The organism is Bradyrhizobium sp. WYCCWR 12699 (assembly GCF_032144035.1).
Classification (GTDB): domain Bacteria; phylum Pseudomonadota; class Alphaproteobacteria; order Rhizobiales; family Xanthobacteraceae; genus Bradyrhizobium.
This window is the reverse complement of the sequence record NZ_JAVTJN010000039.1, coordinates 1,738,535-1,754,531: the sequence shown is the minus strand read 5'-3', so window position 1 is coordinate 1,754,531 and position 15,997 is coordinate 1,738,535. Positions and strand designations below refer to the sequence as shown.

General features: G+C 64.4%; 14 protein-coding genes. 10 read left to right on the top strand and 4 right to left on the bottom strand.

From position 1 onward, the window contains the following. Positions 1 to 9: 9 nt before the first annotated feature. From RPS27_RS38840 to RPS27_RS38795, 10 genes are all read left to right on the top strand, one after another. Positions 10 to 2,097 carry a methyl-accepting chemotaxis protein gene (locus RPS27_RS38840; RefSeq protein ID WP_212068864.1) on the top strand — a complete coding sequence of 696 codons (2,088 nt, stop codon included), beginning with the start codon at positions 10 to 12 and terminating at the stop codon, positions 2,095 to 2,097. Positions 2,098 to 2,171: 74 nt separating this feature from the next. Beyond that, positions 2,172 to 4,100, top strand: coding sequence for a methyl-accepting chemotaxis protein (locus RPS27_RS38835; protein ID WP_212068865.1), 1,929 nt, complete (start codon positions 2,172 to 2,174; stop codon positions 4,098 to 4,100). A gap of 62 nt (positions 4,101 to 4,162) precedes the next feature. Further along, positions 4,163 to 4,645 (top strand): chemotaxis protein CheW, encoded by a 483-nt coding sequence (locus RPS27_RS38830; RefSeq protein ID WP_211419609.1) that lies wholly within the window; start codon positions 4,163 to 4,165, stop codon positions 4,643 to 4,645. A 60-nt stretch (positions 4,646 to 4,705) separates the two neighbouring features. After that, on the top strand, positions 4,706 to 6,514 hold the full coding sequence (locus RPS27_RS38825; RefSeq protein ID WP_212068866.1) for a methyl-accepting chemotaxis protein: 1,809 nt from the start codon (positions 4,706 to 4,708) through the stop codon (positions 6,512 to 6,514). A gap of 138 nt (positions 6,515 to 6,652) precedes the next feature. After that, positions 6,653 to 7,507 (top strand): protein-glutamate O-methyltransferase CheR, encoded by an 855-nt coding sequence (locus RPS27_RS38820; RefSeq protein ID WP_211419607.1) that lies wholly within the window; start codon positions 6,653 to 6,655, stop codon positions 7,505 to 7,507. 15 nt (positions 7,508 to 7,522) lie between these two features. Continuing rightward, the gene (locus tag RPS27_RS38815) at positions 7,523 to 8,614 is read left to right on the top strand and encodes a chemotaxis response regulator protein-glutamate methylesterase (RefSeq protein WP_194406408.1); all 1,092 of its coding nucleotides are present in this window, start codon (positions 7,523 to 7,525) and stop codon (positions 8,612 to 8,614) included. A gap of 5 nt (positions 8,615 to 8,619) precedes the next feature. Further along, on the top strand, positions 8,620 to 10,344 hold the full coding sequence (locus RPS27_RS38810) for a chemotaxis protein (protein ID WP_212068868.1): 1,725 nt from the start codon (positions 8,620 to 8,622) through the stop codon (positions 10,342 to 10,344). A 150-nt stretch (positions 10,345 to 10,494) separates the two neighbouring features. Further along, complete coding sequence (locus tag RPS27_RS38805; RefSeq protein ID WP_211419605.1) at positions 10,495 to 10,941, top strand: hypothetical protein; 447 nt, start codon at positions 10,495 to 10,497, stop codon at positions 10,939 to 10,941. Between the two features lie 107 nt (positions 10,942 to 11,048). Further along, complete coding sequence (locus RPS27_RS38800; RefSeq protein ID WP_194406411.1) at positions 11,049 to 11,330, top strand: hypothetical protein; 282 nt, start codon at positions 11,049 to 11,051, stop codon at positions 11,328 to 11,330. Between the two features lie 121 nt (positions 11,331 to 11,451). Then, on the top strand, positions 11,452 to 11,898 hold the full coding sequence (locus tag RPS27_RS38795; protein ID WP_212068869.1) for a CHRD domain-containing protein: 447 nt from the start codon (positions 11,452 to 11,454) through the stop codon (positions 11,896 to 11,898). Positions 11,899 to 11,944: 46 nt separating this feature from the next. Here RPS27_RS38795 and RPS27_RS38790 read toward each other — a convergent pair whose 3' ends face one another. From RPS27_RS38790 to RPS27_RS38775, 4 genes are all read right to left on the bottom strand, one after another. After that, a complete protein-coding gene (locus tag RPS27_RS38790; RefSeq protein ID WP_194406413.1) occupies positions 11,945 to 12,310 on the bottom strand; it encodes a VanZ family protein in 366 nt (121 codons plus the stop codon). Between the two features lie 78 nt (positions 12,311 to 12,388). Beyond that, positions 12,389 to 13,975: an EAL domain-containing protein gene (locus RPS27_RS38785; RefSeq protein ID WP_212068870.1), complete on the bottom strand. Its 1,587-nt coding sequence runs from the start codon at positions 13,973 to 13,975 to the stop codon at positions 12,389 to 12,391. Positions 13,976 to 14,440: 465 nt separating this feature from the next. Then, positions 14,441 to 14,602 (bottom strand): hypothetical protein, encoded by a 162-nt coding sequence (locus RPS27_RS38780; RefSeq protein WP_313755082.1) that lies wholly within the window; start codon positions 14,600 to 14,602, stop codon positions 14,441 to 14,443. 216 nt (positions 14,603 to 14,818) lie between these two features. Then, a complete protein-coding gene (locus RPS27_RS38775; protein ID WP_194406416.1) occupies positions 14,819 to 14,992 on the bottom strand; it encodes a hypothetical protein in 174 nt (57 codons plus the stop codon). Between the last annotated feature and the right edge of the window lie 1,005 nt (positions 14,993 to 15,997).

Sequence of the window (15,997 nt, the reverse complement as noted above, 5' to 3'; positions counted from 1 at the left end):
GGGGCTCAAATGCGATTTACGATCAAGGCGAAGCTGGCGTGCGCGTTCGGCGCGATCATCGTGTTGTCGGGTTTTACGGGCGGGCTGGCCTATCTGAAACTTGCGGATCAGGTCGAGGTGTCCGCGGATTTCGTCGTGCGCGCCGCGCGCATCGACAAGGCCGGCGAGTTGCAGAACAACGTGCTCTATCAGACCAGGGCGGAGCGCGACATCATCCTCGCTTCCACTGACGCGGAAATGCTCAAGCTGGTCGACGACATCAAGAAATATCGCTCCGATGCCAATCGTCTCCTCAGCGAGATCAAGGCCACCGCGTCCGATTTCGGCAGGCAGTTGCTGGACAAGTTTTCGGCGGCCTATGACAAGATGAACACCGGCGAGGACGCGATGCTCGTCCTTGCCTTGAAGAACTCGAATTATCGCGGCGCCCAATTGTGGTCGTCCGACGGCGTGCCGGTTCTGAAGCAGTGGAACGACGCTCTCGATGCGTCTCTCGTCGAGTTGAACCGTTTGCCGCCGTCGACCGAGAAGAGCAGCGCGCTTCTGGCGATCAACGCCATCAGGCTGGAAGGTGTCCGCCTGCAGCGGCAGGTCGCCCTGTCGTTTTCGGCCTCGAGCATGGAAGAGCTGAATGCCGCGATCAAGGCGATCGCGCAGGAGGACGACGCGCTCAAGGCCGCGGTCAAGCAGGCTGTCGCTCCCATTTCCGCGGTCGGCCTGTCGCCGACGAGCATTGTCACTCAGACGGACCGTCTCTTCAATGTCGTCTCGCGTGCGGCAGAGATCGTCAAGGAAGGCGGCAATATCAAAGCGACGGCGATGGCGGCAACCGAAGGAAAGGCGAACGCTGCGGAGGCCATCGCGACCTCGGGCGAGTACATCTCGCTCGTGAAGAAGCAGATGACGGAGATGTCGGCGGCCTCCGTGCAGGAAGCCGGTCGGGCCAAGATCCTGCTGATCAGCGTCATCGGATTGTCGCTGCTGCTTGGCGCGACGTCGGCGATCATGATGGCCCTCAGCATCAGCCGCGGCCTGTCTCGCGCGGTCAATCTCGCCGGTTCCGTCGCAAATGGCGATCTGAGCCAGACGATTGCCGTCAAGAGCAACGACGAGATCGGCGACCTCGTTCGCTCGTTGAATGCAATGGTCGAGAAGCTCCGTCAGGTGGTGTCGGAAGCGCTCACCGCCGCCCAGAACGTTTCTGCCGGCAGCCAGGAGCTGTCCGCCAGCGCCGAACAGCTGTCACAAGGCGCGACGGAGCAGGCTTCCTCGGCGGAAGAAGCCTCGTCGTCCATGGAAGAGATGGCGTCCAACGTGAAGCAGAACGCCGACAACGCCAACCAGACCGAGAAGATTGCCGCGCAGTCGGCGCGCGACGCCGAATCCAGCGGCAGCGCCGTCGGGCGTGCCGTTCACGCGATGCAGACCATCGCCGAGAAGATCACGATCGTGCAGGAGATCGCGCGGCAGACCGACCTGCTCGCGCTCAACGCGGCCGTCGAAGCCGCCCGCGCCGGCGAGCATGGCAAGGGCTTTGCGGTGGTCGCCTCCGAAGTGCGCAAGCTCGCCGAGCGCAGCCAGGCCGCCGCCGCCGAAATCGGCACGCTGTCTACCGAGACCGTCAAGGTAGCGCAGGAAGCCGGAGAGATGCTCTCCAAGCTGGTACCGGACATCAAGAAGACGGCGGAGCTGGTTCAGGAGATCACGGCGGCCTGCCGCGAGCAGGACGTGGGTTCCGCGCAGATCAACCAGGCGATCCAGCAGCTCGACAAGGTCGGCCAGCAGAACGCCAGCGCATCCGAGCAGGTCTCCTCGACCTCCGAGGAGCTGGCCTCCCAGGCCGAGCAGCTGCAGTCGACGATCTCCTTCTTCCGTATCGACGAGGCCGCGCGCAAGTCGGTGGCCGCTCCCCAGGAAGTCGACCGGGCCGTGGTTCAACTTCGAACCAAGGCGGCCAAGATGGCCGCGGTCGATCGTCGCGGCAAAGCGCCGGCAGCGAAGCCGGCACGGGCCCTGAAGGCCGCCGGCGGTGGCGGCGGCTTCGCCTTCGACATGGATGACGGCGGCGACGACCGCGACGCAGAGTTTCAACGCTAACATTCTTCCAGGGAGAAGCGCAGTGGAGCGCTTCTCCCGAGATCACGCCGGGCCGAACGCGAAGGACTTCGAGGATGAGATTCACAGTTAAAGCAAAGCTGGCCAGCGCATTCGGTCTGGTCATCGTCCTGTCCATGATCGCCGGCGGCGTTGCGTACATGAAGCTCGGCGACATGATGGCGACGGCCGATAGCATGGTCCTGCGCGCCAAGCGCATGGAAAAGGCCACCCAGATCGAGAAGGACATCCTGCTCCAGCTCCGGGCGGAGAAGAATGCCATTCTGGGGACCGAGGCCGAAGCGGAACAGTTCGCCGCCGACGCCGCCAAGCGTCGCGAGCACGCGACGAAGACGCGGGATGAAGTCCATGCTCTGGCGAGCGAGGCCGGCAGAAAGCTGCTCGACAGCTTCGCCGGCGTCTACGCCAAGATGAACGCGTATCAGGAAGAGACCATCCGGCTCGCAAAGACCGACAAGGCGAAAGCGACCGAGCGTTCGATGAACGAGGGTCGCAAGGTGGTCGCGGACGCCATGGAGTCGATGGGCGTCTATGTCGAGAACACCAAGACGCAGATGGCCGAGCAGGCCGCTCATTCGAAAGAGGAAGGGCACCAGGCACAGTTCATGCTGATGACGCTGATCGGCGTGTCGCTGGTCATCGCGGTCGGAGCTGCCGTCTGGATTTCGATCTCGATCAGCCGTTCGCTCGGCCGCGCGGTGGGTCTTTCCAACGCGGTCGCGATCGGCGACCTCAGCCAGACCATTGAGGTCCAGAGCAACGACGAGGTCGGCGACCTCGTCAAGTCGCTGAATGCAATGACCGCGAATCTCAACGCGACTGCGGCGATCGCCAACGAGGTCGCGCAAGGCAATCTGGCCGTCGAGGCCAAGCCGCTTTCCGACAAGGACACTTTGGGAATCGCCCTCGAGCGCATGATCGCGAGCCTGAACGCCAGCGCGGAAGTTGCCAACGAGATCGCGCGCGGCAATCTCACGGTCGAGGCCAAGCGCCTCTCCGACAAGGACAAGCTCGGCATTGCCCTCGAAACCATGGTGCAGAGGCTCCGGCAGATCGTTTCCGAGGCCCTGACCGCGGCGCAGAACGTCTCGGCCGGGAGCCAGGAGCTCTCCGCCAGCGCCGAGCAGCTCTCGCAAGGGGCGACCGAGCAGGCTTCGTCTGCGGAGGAGGCCTCCTCGTCGATGGAGGAGATGGCCTCCAATGTGAAGCAGAATGCCGACAACGCCAATCAGACCGAGCAGATCGCGGCGCAGTCGGCCAAGGACGCCGAGGCCAGCGGCGCTGCCGTCGGCCGTGCGGTCCAGGCGATGCAGACGATCGCCGAGAAGATCACCATCGTCCAGGAGATTGCGCGCCAGACCGACCTGCTCGCGCTCAACGCCGCGGTCGAAGCCGCGCGCGCCGGCGAGCATGGCAGGGGCTTTGCCGTCGTGGCTTCCGAAGTGCGGAAGCTTGCCGAGCGCAGCCAGGCGGCAGCGGCCGAAATCGGCACGTTGTCGGCCGAGACCGTGAAGGTCGCCCAGGAAGCGGGCGGCATGCTCTCCAAGCTGGTGCCCGATATCAAGAAGACCGCCGACCTCGTTCAGGAGATCAGCGCGGCCTGCCGCGAGCAGGATGTCGGTGCGGCCCAGATCAACCAGGCGATCCAGCAGCTCGACAAGGTCGGCCAGCAGAATGCCAGCGCCTCCGAGCAGGTGTCCTCGACCTCCGAGGAACTCGCCTCGCAGGCCGAGCAGCTCCAATCGACCATCTCGTACTTCCGAATCGAGCAGGCCGCGCGCAGCGCCAAGGCCGCGCCGCAGCAGGTCGACCACGCTGTCGGCCAGCTCCGCGCCAAGGCGGCGAAGATGGCAGCTGCCGACCACGGCAACAGAAGGCCCGCATCCAAGCCGGCGCGCGGTCTGAAGGTCGCGGGTGGTGGGGGCGGTTTCGCTTTCGATATGGACGAAGCCGACGACGATCGCGACGCCGAATTCCAGCGCTAACCAGCTGGTCCGGCCGACGCCGGACCAACGTCCCGGACACACCCGACCGAGTGGAACGCACCATGGCCGCAACCTCGCAATACCTGACGCTCGGTCTCGCCGGCGAGACGTTCGGCATCAGCATTCGCAATGTCAGGGAAATCCTGGACATGCGGCCGATCTCACGGCTGCCGCACGCGCCGGATTTCCTGCTCGGCATGATCGACGTCCGCGGCAGCGGCTATCCGATCGTCGATCTCAGGACCAAGCTCGGCCTACCCAGCGTGTCGGCGACCGAGGCGACCCGCATCATCATTCTCGACGTGCCGATGAAGGGCCGTCTGGTTGGCGTCGGTTTCGTCGCCGATTGCGTCTTCGAAGTCACCGACATCGACGAGCAGGCGATCGAGCCCGTGCCGGAGGTCGGCGGCAAGTGGCAGTCCGATTATGCGGCCGGCATCGGTCGCAAGGGTGAAAAGTTCGTCATCATTTTCGATCTCGCCAAGCTGATGGCACATGACGAGATCCCGGAAGGAAGCGATGCGGATGCATCCCGCGCCGCGTGAATTGAAGAGCGTAATGCGTTGCCAAGTGAATAAACCCGATTAGAACCGATGAGATAGACCATGAGATTCACTGTCAAGGCCAAGCTCGCAAGCGCATTCGGCGTCGTCATCCTGCTCTCGATGATCGCCGGCGCGGTCGCCTATCTGAAGCTCAACGATACGGTCAATACAACCGAGCACCTGTCGGCGCGGGCAGCCCGTCTTGCCAAGGTCGGTGACCTGCAGCAGAGCGTGCTTCTTCAGGTCCGCGCGGAGAAGAACACGATCCTCGCGGCGACCGAAGCGGACCAGGAAAAGTTCGTCAGCCAGATCGCGCAGCTTCGCGAGACTGCCTTGAAGATCAAGGATGAGGTTTATGCCGGCGCGAGCGAGGCCGGCAGGAAGATGATCGATACCTTCGCCAGCACCTATGCCGCGTCGAACAAGGTGCAGGACGAAACCATCAGGATGGCCAAGCAGGATAAGGTCAAGGCCGCCGAGCACTCGATGAACGAGGGGCTGAAGTCGACGACGCTGGCCCTGAACGCGGCGAACGACTACATCAACTACGTCAAGAAGGCGATGGCCGAGGAGAGCGCCGAGGCGCGGCACGAAGGCAGCAAGGCGATCACCATGCTGCTGGCGCTGGTGGCCGCATCCCTGGTCATCGCCGTGGTCGCCGCGGTCTGGATCGCCCTCAATATCAGCCGGGCGCTGGCGCACGCTGTCGGGCTGGCCGATGCCGTCGCGATCGGCGATCTCAGCAAGAAGATCGATTCATCCAGCAATGACGAGATCGGAGATCTGATCAAGTCGCTGAATGCGATGACGGTGAACCTCAATCAAACCGCGGCCCTCGCCAACGAGATCGCGCAGGGTAACCTCACGGTTGAAGCCAAGCCGCTCTCGGACAAGGACACGCTCGGCCTTGCGCTCGAGAGCATGGTTGTGAAGCTCCGCCAGATCGTGTCGGAAGCGCTGACGGCGGCGCAGAACGTCTCGGCCGGCAGCCAGGAACTCTCCGCCAGCGCCGAGCAGCTCTCGCAAGGCGCGACCGAGCAGGCTTCGTCCGCCGAGGAAGCGTCCTCCTCGATGGAGGAGATGGCTTCCAACGTGAAGCAGAACGCCGACAACGCCAACCAGACCGAGAAGATCGCCGCGCAATCTGCCAAGGATGCGGAAGCTTCCGGCGCAGCAGTCGGCCGGGCCGTCAACGCGATGCAGACCATCGCCGAGAAGATCACAATCGTGCAGGAGATCGCGCGCCAGACCGACCTGCTGGCGCTCAACGCGGCGGTCGAGGCCGCGCGCGCCGGCGAGCATGGCAAGGGCTTTGCCGTGGTTGCCTCGGAGGTGCGCAAGCTCGCCGAACGCAGCCAGGCTGCGGCGGCCGAGATCGGCACGCTGTCGACCGACACCGTCAAGGTGGCGCAGGAGGCCGGCGCGATGCTCTCCAAGCTGGTTCCCGACATCAAGAAGACCGCCGAGCTCGTCGAGGAGATCACCGCGGCCTGCCGCGAGCAGGACGTCGGCTCGGCCCAGATCAACCAGGCGATCCAGCAGCTCGACAAGGTCGGCCAGCAGAACGCCAGCGCGTCCGAGCAGGTGTCCTCGACCTCGGAAGAGCTCGCCTCGCAGGCCGAGCAGCTGCAGTCCACGATCGCCTATTTCCGCATCGAGCAGGGCGCGAGGAGCCAGGCGCCGGCGCAGATCGACCGGGCGGTGAGCCAGTTGCGCGCCAAGGCGGTGACCATGGCGGCTGCCGAGCGTCCGGCGAAAAAGGTCGTGCCGGCCAAGCCGGCGCGCGCCGTGAAGGTCGCCGGCGGCGGTGGCTTTGCCTTCGACATGAACGACGGCGAGGACGATCGGGACGCCGACTTCCAGCGCTGATGTGTCGCGGCGGATCGGCGCTCCATCGAGGGGCGCGCCGATCCGCCCCCGTTCTTCCAGTAGAAGCGTAGGATTGCAGATGGCCAGGATGGCCCGACATTCAGTGCACGCGACCGTTGGTGACTGGAGCCGGCATCCATGATGCCCGCCGTGCAGGATACCGCCGTCCATCTGTCGGACCGGCACTTCCGGACCATCGCCGAGCTCATCGAGGGGCAGGTCGGCATCAAGCTGCCGCAGGGCAAGCGGCTGATGCTGGAGGGGCGGCTGCACAAGCGCGTGCGCGCGCTGAATTTCTCCGACCTCAACGAATATGTCGAGAACCTGTTTCAGGCCGATCATTTCGACACCGAGCTCACGCATCTCATCGATGTGGTGACGACCAACAAGACCGACTTCTTCCGGGAGCCGCAGCACTTCACTTTCTTGCGCGATGTCGCGATCCCCGCCTTGCTCAAGTCCCATGGACGCAAGAACGCGAACCTGAAGATCTGGAGCTCGGCGAGCTCCACCGGCATGGAAGCCTACACGACCGCGATGGTGCTGGACGACATGACGCGGAACGGCGCGCGCTTTCAGTATCGCGTCCTCGGCACCGACATCTCGACCGCCGTGCTGCGCCTCGCCAAGACTGCCATCTACACAAGGGACGTGGTCGCCCCGGTGCCGGAGCCCTTCGTGAAGCGATATTTCCTGTCGTCGCGGGACAAGTCGCGCGGTGAGGTCCGGGTGGTGCCGGAATTGCGGCGCATGACTCATTTCATGAGGATGAACCTCATGGACGCGTCCTATCCCGTCGATCGCGACGTCGACATCATCTTCTGCCGCAATGTCCTGATCTATTTCGACAAGCCGACCCAGCGCAAGGTCGTCCAGCAGCTCTGCAGCCATTTGCGGCCGGGCGGATATTTGCTGGTCGGGCATTCGGAATCGATGATTCACAGTTCCGTCCCGGATTTGAAGCAAGTTCAGCCGACGATTTTCCAGGTCTGATTGGAGCCACACCAGATGCCGAAGGAGAAAGTTCGCGTACTGATCGTGGACGATTCGGCGTCGGTGCGCCAAATCCTGCAGACGATCCTCAACGACGACCCTGATATCGAGGTGATGGCGACGGCCTCCGATCCGTTCGTGGCGGCGCGTCGTCTCCAGGACGAGATTCCCGACGTCATCATCCTCGACCTCGAGATGCCGCGCATGGACGGCATGACGTTCCTGCGCAAGATCATGGCGCAGCGACCGATCCCGGTGATCATCTGCTCCTCGCTGACCGAAGAGGGCTCGAACGTGATGTTCGAGGCGTTCGAGGCCGGCGCGGTCGACATCGTGCCGAAGCCGAAGATCGACACGCGGCAGGCGCTGCTCGAATGCTCGACGCGGCTGCGCGAGGCCGTGAAGTCGGCGGCGCGCGCGCGGGTGCGCCCACGCGCGGAACGTCGCGCCATCGAGAAGAAGCTGACCGCCGACGCCATCATCCCGCCGCCGGTGCAGGGCAGGGTCCGGCCGACGACGGAGCGCATCGTCTGCATCGGCGCGTCGACCGGCGGGACCGAAGCGCTCAACGACGTTCTGGAGATGCTGCCGGCGCATTCCCCGCCGATCGTCATCGTCCAGCACATGCCGGCAGGCTTCACCGCCGCGTTCGCCAAACGGCTCGACGGCCTCTGCCAGATCAGGGTCAAGGAGGCCGAGGATGGCGAGCCGGTGCTGCCGGGCTGCGCCTATATCGCGCCCGGCGCCCGGCACATGCTGCTCCAGCGCATCGGCCTGCGCTACCAGATTGCGATCAAGGACGGCCCGCCGGTGTCGCGGCATCGCCCCTCCGTCGACGTGTTGTTCCGCTCGGCGGCCCAGCACGCCGGCGCCAACGCGCTCGGTGTCATCATGACCGGCATGGGCGATGACGGCGCGCGCGGGATGCTGGAGATGCGCAAGCTCGGCGCCTCGACGCGGGCCCAGGACGAAGAGAGCTGCGTGGTGTTCGGCATGCCCAAGGAAGCCATCGCCCATGGCGGCGTCGAGAAGGTCGTCTCGCTGCATCAGATCCCGCGCGAGATCATGCTCTGGTATCAGGCCGGCCACGCCGCGGTGGCGGGTTGATGGCCATGTCCACCGTTCCGGCCAACATGCTCGCTGAGGCGACCGCTGCGATCGAGGACGTCTCCTCGCGCATCGAGGACGTCTTCGCGCGCGTCGGTCACGAACTCGGGCGCGGTCACCTCATCTTCCAGGAGCTGAACCAGGGCTTGGCGACGCTGTCGGGCGAGCTCTCCGGCGCCGAGATCGAAGGCGCCGCGACCGCGCTGCAGGAGATCGCCGCGCGACTGAGCGAGCTGGAGCGGGCGTTGCCGGCGGAAAGCGCGCTGCTGCAGACGATCGGCAAGAGCACGGCGGAGGCGTCTTCGCTGCTCAAGCCGCTGTTCAAGCACATCCAGATGATCACCATCATCGCGCGCAGCGCGCGGATCGAGGCGGCCTCGCTCGACGGCGACCGCGAAGGCTTTCTCGCCTTCACGCAGGAAGCCTATGATCTCGGCAAGGCGGTGCAGCGCTCGATCGAAGGCTGCGCGCGCGACCAGCAGCGCCTGTCGGAAGCAGTCGCCACCGCCTCCGGCCGGCAGAAGGACTTCGAGAGCCGCTACCGGGCCCAATTGATGTCGGAGAGCGCCGAGCTCAGCGCGGCCTATTCCGGGCTGCGTGACCAGCGCAGCAAGAGCAGCCATCTGGCCGATCGCGCCAGCTCCAGCACCAGGAAGATCGCCGAGGCGGTCGGCAGCGCGATCATCTCGCTGCAGGCCGGCGACAGCACGCGTCAGCGTCTCGAACACGTGTCCCACGGCCTCGGCCTCGCGTCGGCCGCCGCGCCGAGCCTCGTCCCCGAACCCGTGACGAGCGATCACGGAATGCGCGCGATTCGCCAATTGCAGGCCGCGCAGCTGAGGGATGCCCAGCGCGAGTTCGGCGGCGACATTGACCGGATCGTCGGCGCGCTGACCGCCATCCTGCGCGACGCGGGCAGCGTCGCCGGCCACGGCCGCACGCTGTTCGGCGGCGAGGAGGACGGCTCGTCGTTCCTGACGCGCATCAAGCAGACGCTGGCGCACGCTTCGAACCTGATCGCCACCTGCGAAAGTGCGGGCCGCTCGGTCGACGAGGCGCTCGCGATCGTCGAGGACACGCTGGCAAAATTTCGCCAGGCCATCGCCGGGCTTGCCGAGGCGACGGTCGACATCACACTGATCGGAATGAATGCCGGCCTCAAGGCGAGCCATCTCGGCAGTCGCGGCAGCGCCTTCGTCGTCATCGCCAACGAGCTCAAGGCGACCGCCGACCAGGTCTCGGCGGGCGCCGGGCGCCTGCGGCCGGTGCTCGACGGCATCGAGCGCTCGGCCAATGAGCTGAAGGAGCTGCGCGTGCAGGGTGACCCCACGCAGCTTGCCAAGCTCGAGCCGCAGATCCTTGTGGCGCTGCGCGAGGTCGAGGCCGGCAATGAACGGCTCGGCAAGCTGATGAGCCGGCTCGCGAACGAAGGGGCGGAATTCGAGCGGCTGATGAATTCGGCGCAAGGGCAGATGACCACGCTCGGCGAAAGCTCGGCGGCCTTGCCTGCGGTCGCCACGCGGCTCGAGACGGCGAGCGCGGGTGCGCAACGGCTCCAGGTGGAGCTGCAGGATCAGGCGATCCTCGACGATCTCTTCGCGCGCTACACGATGGAGCGCGAGCGTGACGTTCATCGCGAATTCCTGCACGCGCTCGGACTGGTATCGGCCGCCGCCTCGCGCCGGGTCGAGGCGGTCGAGACCGCGGACGACGGCATAGAATTGTTCTGACGGCACCGCCGGCGCCGCCTCGCGCGGCGGCGGCAATTTGATATGTTGGTTTTGCAGGGCGTTAACCGTGGCGGAATGCTCGCCGCATCGGTCATTGTCGCGCCGCACAGTTGGTTGCAAATACCGGTCAATTCTACGGTGGATGTTTCCATGATGAGAGACGGCAAATACGCGGCCTGGTTCAGGACCCCGCGCGCGCAGGGCACGGGCATCGTGCATCTGGCGGAAGGGCGGATCTCCGGCAGCGACAGCTTCTTCACCTATGGCGGCTCCTATCGGTTCGATGACGAGCAGCGCTTCACGGCGGTTCTGACCACGCGGCGCCACGCCGATGGGCCGCCGACCGTGTTCGGTCTGGACGAGGTCGAGGTCGAACTCGCGGGCGTGTGCAGCGGTGCGATGGCGACCTGTTCCGGAACGGCCAGGCAGGCGCCCGACGTGATGTTCGAGGTGACGCTGATCTACAGCCAGGACGACGTGCCGGCCGCGGAAGCTCGCGGCGCCGTCGTGAAGCTCAACGACAAATTGCCCAAGGGCCTCGACAGCCGATCGCGGCCGCGCCAGTTCCCGGCACATTCGAAGCCTTCCGCATCTTAGTCTTGCGTTGACGCTGTCGCGTGAAACGGGCTGTGCGTGCGGCGCGGCAACGCAGCATTCAGGTGCGCGAGGCTAGCATGAGGTCGCTGTAAAGGACGGACGAAAACATGCCTCAGATCTGGATGACCTACGACGAGCTGGCGACACTCAGCGGCTGCACGCCGGCAGAAGCCAGGATGCGCGCCCTGCATTTGTCGCTCGACCGCCGCAAGAGCCGCGACGGCGCAACGCGCGTCAAGCTCGACCTGGCGCTGACCGCCAAGTTCTTCGCATCGATCCGCGACGCGGATTTCGATCTCGACGGTGCCATCGCCGCGCTCCAGAGCACACACCGGCAGATGGCCGAGTTGCTGGCACCGACCGGGTTCCGCGAGCGCGGGGCGGCATAGGCGCTTCGCGCTCGGAACTCCGATAGCTCATCGCGAATCAGGCATAGTCTCGTTTTCCGGAAGATATCGCCGGAGCCGGGGTTTCAACCGAGACGGGTCTTGGTGCCCGCAGGAGAATGCCATGAGGAAAGCCAAGTATCGGATCGGCGTGACTTCGTTGGGAATGGCGCTGCTCGGTGGGCTATTGATCGTCACAGCCGCGCCGTCACATGCGGAAGTCGTCAAGCTGCAGGCCGACCTCAAGGGCAGCAATGAAGTGCCTCCGAACAACTCCACGGGTTCAGGCAAGGCCGAGGCCGCATTCGATACCCAGACGAAAGTCCTGACCTACACGGTCACCTATGCCGATCTCTCTGGTCCGGCGATGGGAGCTCATTTCCATGGTCCGAGCGAAGCGGGCAAGAACGCCGGCATCGCTCTGCCGTTCAAGACGGTGCAAAGCCCGATCCAGGGCAGCGCCACGCTGACCGACGCTCAGGCAGCCGATCTGTTGGCCGGAAAATGGTACGCGAACATCCATACGGCCGCGAACCCGGGCGGCGAGCTGCGCGGGCAGATGATGAAGTAGGGATGATGTCCCCGCGGCGCTGAACAAATTGTCAGCGCCGTGATCGTCAGGCTGGCGGCCGGGGCAGGAAGGCCAGGATCGTCTGGGCGAGGATGACGCCGACGGTCCCGCCCGCCGCCTTTTGCAGCACGTCGAGGAAGCCCGGATCACGATCGGGGGTCAGCGCTTGCAGGACTTCCAGCCCCATTGCGACGGCCACGACGAGCGAGCAGGCCAAAGCGAGCCGGCCGGGCAACAGGAAGGACAGCAGGAAGCCGAGCAGGCCATAGGCGCTGAAGCGCTCGATCACGACGATCCAGTAGGCTTCGCTATGCCCCATCAGCGCCGGCCGTCCCGCCAGTCTTGCCAGGGTGGCATAGACGATAAGGGCGAGGCAGATTCCCGCGGCTGCGATGAGGTGATTTCGGCGCATGGACCCAGCATAGCCCCTCGGCTGCGGTCCCGCTTTGAAAGACGAGAATATCGTTAAAGCATCCCCGGCGGAATGCGGTCAGGCGACCAGGACATCGCCGGCCGTCGCCGCGGATGCGGTATGGCGGCGTGAGGCGACGAGCTCGTTGAATTTGGCGAACGGGAGCGGTGCGGCGACGAGATAGCCCTGTCCCTCTTCGACGCCGGAGGCGATCAGCGCACGGCGCTGCTCGTCGGTCTCGATGCCTTCGGCGACGACCGTCATCCGGAAGTCCTTGGCGAGCGCGACCAGCATCTCGACGATCGTCGTGGTCGATGCATCCGCGGTGATGGTGTCGACGAAGAACTTGTCGATCTTGATCGTGTTGGCGCCGAGCCCCTTCAGCCGCGACAGCCCGCTATGACCCACACCGACGTCGTCGATGGCGATGCGGAAGCCGTGGTCACGCAGCTCGGCCACGACGGAAGCGGCGCGTGCGAGATCGTCGAGCTCGTCGCGTTCGGTCACTTCGACCACGATCTGGCGCGTGGAGATTCTCGCCGCCAGGACCGTGCGGCGCAGCGTTTCGATGAAGCCGGCACTCAGCAGGTGCTTGGGCACGACGTTCACGGACATCTTGAAGGTCTTGTCCGCCCTCAGCACGGCCTTCAGGTCGGAGAGCGCGGATCCCAGGATCTGCCAGGTCATCACCTGGATGCGCCCGCTGGATTCGGCCAGCGGAATGAAATTCATGGGCGGCACCACCGAGCCGTCTCGACGAACCCAGCGCGCTAGAACCTCGCAGCCCGTGATCCGGCCCGTCCTGAGATCGAAGATGGGCTGGTAATAGGGTCTGAATTCGCCGGCTGCGAGGGCGCGGTCGAGATCGGCGACCGGCCCTTCCATCCGGCGGCTGCGTGCCAGCAGGATGCCGAAGAGTGCACCAAGTCCAAGGGCCACCGCGAGTGCCGGCCAGTAAGCCTCGTTGTTCCAGCTCGAAAGCACTGCGTGCTCGAGCCGGATCGTGGCATGAAGCGGCAACCGCGTGGAATGCCGCTCGAAGCTGATCGGCCCTGGCAGGGGCCTGTCGGCATCGAGCCGGAATTCACCGAGCTTCTCGCCATTGCTCAAGGCGAGGATCACCTCGCTGTGCGCGCGCAGCTCGGCGGGCATGAGATCGAACAGGTTGGCGTTGATGCCGACGATGGCAACCAGTGCGGAGCTGCGATTGACGTCCCTGAGCACGCCCAAGGCGTCGCCGCCGAACTGCTCCACGCGAAACAGGGAAAGCCTCTTGTCCTGCGAGGGCAGCATGTCGCGACGATCCGCCCATCCCTTGTCGAACTCGAGCGTCTCGGAATAGGCCGAACAGATCACCGATCCGTCCGGATTGACGAGACGGACGTCCTTGATCGCCGAGCGCTGGTAGACGTGGAGCCGGATGGCTTGCAGCGCTGCCGGTGCGCAGCTGGCAAGATCGCGCTTGGCGAGTTCGTCGAGGCTCGCCGCTGCAAAATCGACAGCGAGTTCGGAGCGGCGCAGAACCACCTCGGTCAGCTCGTTCAGCTGGTGCGCCTGCTGGTGGCGAATGACGGCCTCTGCCGCAAAATGGCCCGCCAGCCCAAACGCCATCATGCTCGCAAGCACGAGCGCTACAAACGGAAGGTTCGGTCGCTGGTGTCTCATCCGGTCCGGGCGGAATTCAGGAGAGGCAGGGGACTAGGCTAGCGAATTATCTTGAGAACTATCTTGAGCGCTATCTTGGGAATTGATCCTAGCCAGCGGGGGCTAAGATAGGGTTTAACGGGCCGACCGGCGCGGATGGGCGACCGAGTGGTTGCCTGACCGATGGTCACGCGACCCGAGCATGAAAGTTGAGCAGTATGATCAGGACGTTAAGCCTCCTCCTCCTGTCGTTGGTCGTCGGAAGCTCCGTGGCCTTGGCGCAGGGGACCAAAGACCAGCCCGCGGGCAATCAGCCCACCACACGCAGCGGCACGGCGACGAATTCCGGTTCGGACAGCATGGGTGGTGCTTTCAAGGGGACAGGGACCCCCAACTATGGAACCAGCCCCGGGATGGGGTCCCAGAAGAAGACGCGCAACTAGCCTGAGGCGCCGGCTGATCGGCTGCAAAGCGGCCGATCGAGTCTCACCCTCCGGGCCGGTGGCTCAGGGGGATCGCCTCCGGATAAGTGGCGCTGGAATTGTGGATGTAGGGGCCGGGGTGGTGGGTGGCCCGCAACCGGAGCACCACGAAGGCGATGTTGATCGCCAGCCAGACCAGGACCGCGGAAATGGCAAAGTCGAGCACTGCCAGACCTCGCTGTGGGACCGGAACCAACCTCCAAGCGTGGGTTTGGTTCCGTCCCGCCGAGGTAATGGCGCCGGAAAGTAATGTTGCATCTGCGAGGTGACCGTGGGCCTTTGGGGTGACCTGCCGGTCCTGTCGTTGAGGTCGCTCGTCATCACCGCCACGCGGGAAATCGTTCTGCAAGGCTCACGGCGAGCGTGGCCGCATTGCCGAGGCCTACGTCTTCTTTCCCGTCTTCGACTTTAACGAAAGACCAAGCCGCAAGGCCATGCGCTTGATCGCATCCGGCGAACGGCCGAGGAGTTTCGCCGCCTCCTCCAGCGAGGCTGAAGACTTGGCCAGCTCCATGAGCCGGCGGTCTTCCTTGAACGACCAGGGCTTGCGCGCCATAACCGAAACCATCCTCTTCGACACAATGACAAAGCCGCCAAGCGACCCATGTTCGCTCGACGGCTTTGCTTGGGTGGGGCCAGGCTTGGGGGAGCCCGGTGCGAAGATGGATATGCGATCGGCGAGACTTCGCAACAAACAACGCGGATTAAGCTAACTGCTCAACCTTACTGCGATGAAGTCGGCCCAGGAGGCCCCGTATAACCACGGCATTTCGTGGCGAATCCGATCCACCGGTGGCGATCATCGGAGCCGACGAAGTCGCACCGACGACGGAGCTTTTCCGTCAGTCGCCGCGGAATGTCTGGAGGCGTCGAAGAAGGTCGTCATCATGCGCGCCATGAACGAGGGTTCATGGTGTCGCCGTGTCGAGTTCTGGTAAAAAGAAGAAAGAGAGCCTCTTCTCCGCGCTTGGTGCCCTCGCGTGCCGACCAATCTTCAAGCACCACGTTGCACAAACTTCATGTTCGTCTGACAAAAGTTTCAGCGGTGCCGAGCTTGAAGTCGACACACCGAAAAGATGAAATGAGCGCGGGAGGAGCGTTCCGGCAAACGTGGGAACATTCCAGATGTTGGCTGTCTTGGTTTTGATTTCGATTTTCGCAGCGGGCTTTTGCTGCGGCTATGGTGTGCGGGCGTGGCGCTCGTGGAGGCGATCGGCACGATATCGTCTTTACGCACCCTATACTCCGGCCTCGATGGAGGCCGGTCGAGCTCAGAGGCCATCGTAATCAGGGCACGCCACCCCGATGAATGGTCGTCGGGGGCGACGCCGAAATAACCATGTGCGGTTAGGTTAATCCGTCGGCGTCCTTGAGCGCTTTGGAAAGGCAGCCTAAGACGGAACAATTGATAGCGAAGGTTTGGCCGCTCCATTTTTCCGGGGCGCGCAGGTGGGCATAGATGACGTATCTCATTGCGTTGCTGGGCGCGACGATCTGCGTCCTCATTTCGATTGCGTTTGTTTGCAGCTATGGCCGGCGTCTGAAAGATCTTCCGGGTCCG

Coding starts and splice junctions, on each gene's coding strand:
- RPS27_RS38800 (WP_194406411.1), top strand. CDS start 11,049: ATGCCTCAGATCTGGATGACCTACGACGAGCTGGCGACACTCAGCGGC.
- RPS27_RS38795 (WP_212068869.1), top strand. CDS start 11,452: ATGAGGAAAGCCAAGTATCGGATCGGCGTGACTTCGTTGGGAATGGCG.
- RPS27_RS38830 (WP_211419609.1), top strand. CDS start 4,163: ATGGCCGCAACCTCGCAATACCTGACGCTCGGTCTCGCCGGCGAGACG.
- RPS27_RS38820 (WP_211419607.1), top strand. CDS start 6,653: ATGATGCCCGCCGTGCAGGATACCGCCGTCCATCTGTCGGACCGGCAC.
- RPS27_RS38840 (WP_212068864.1), top strand. CDS start 10: ATGCGATTTACGATCAAGGCGAAGCTGGCGTGCGCGTTCGGCGCGATC.
- RPS27_RS38810 (WP_212068868.1), top strand. CDS start 8,620: ATGTCCACCGTTCCGGCCAACATGCTCGCTGAGGCGACCGCTGCGATC.
- RPS27_RS38815 (WP_194406408.1), top strand. CDS start 7,523: ATGCCGAAGGAGAAAGTTCGCGTACTGATCGTGGACGATTCGGCGTCG.
- RPS27_RS38835 (WP_212068865.1), top strand. CDS start 2,172: ATGAGATTCACAGTTAAAGCAAAGCTGGCCAGCGCATTCGGTCTGGTC.
- RPS27_RS38785 (WP_212068870.1), bottom strand. CDS start 13,975: ATGAGACACCAGCGACCGAACCTTCCGTTTGTAGCGCTCGTGCTTGCG.
- RPS27_RS38825 (WP_212068866.1), top strand. CDS start 4,706: ATGAGATTCACTGTCAAGGCCAAGCTCGCAAGCGCATTCGGCGTCGTC.
- RPS27_RS38805 (WP_211419605.1), top strand. CDS start 10,495: ATGATGAGAGACGGCAAATACGCGGCCTGGTTCAGGACCCCGCGCGCG.
- RPS27_RS38775 (WP_194406416.1), bottom strand. CDS start 14,992: ATGGCGCGCAAGCCCTGGTCGTTCAAGGAAGACCGCCGGCTCATGGAG.
- RPS27_RS38790 (WP_194406413.1), bottom strand. CDS start 12,310: ATGCGCCGAAATCACCTCATCGCAGCCGCGGGAATCTGCCTCGCCCTT.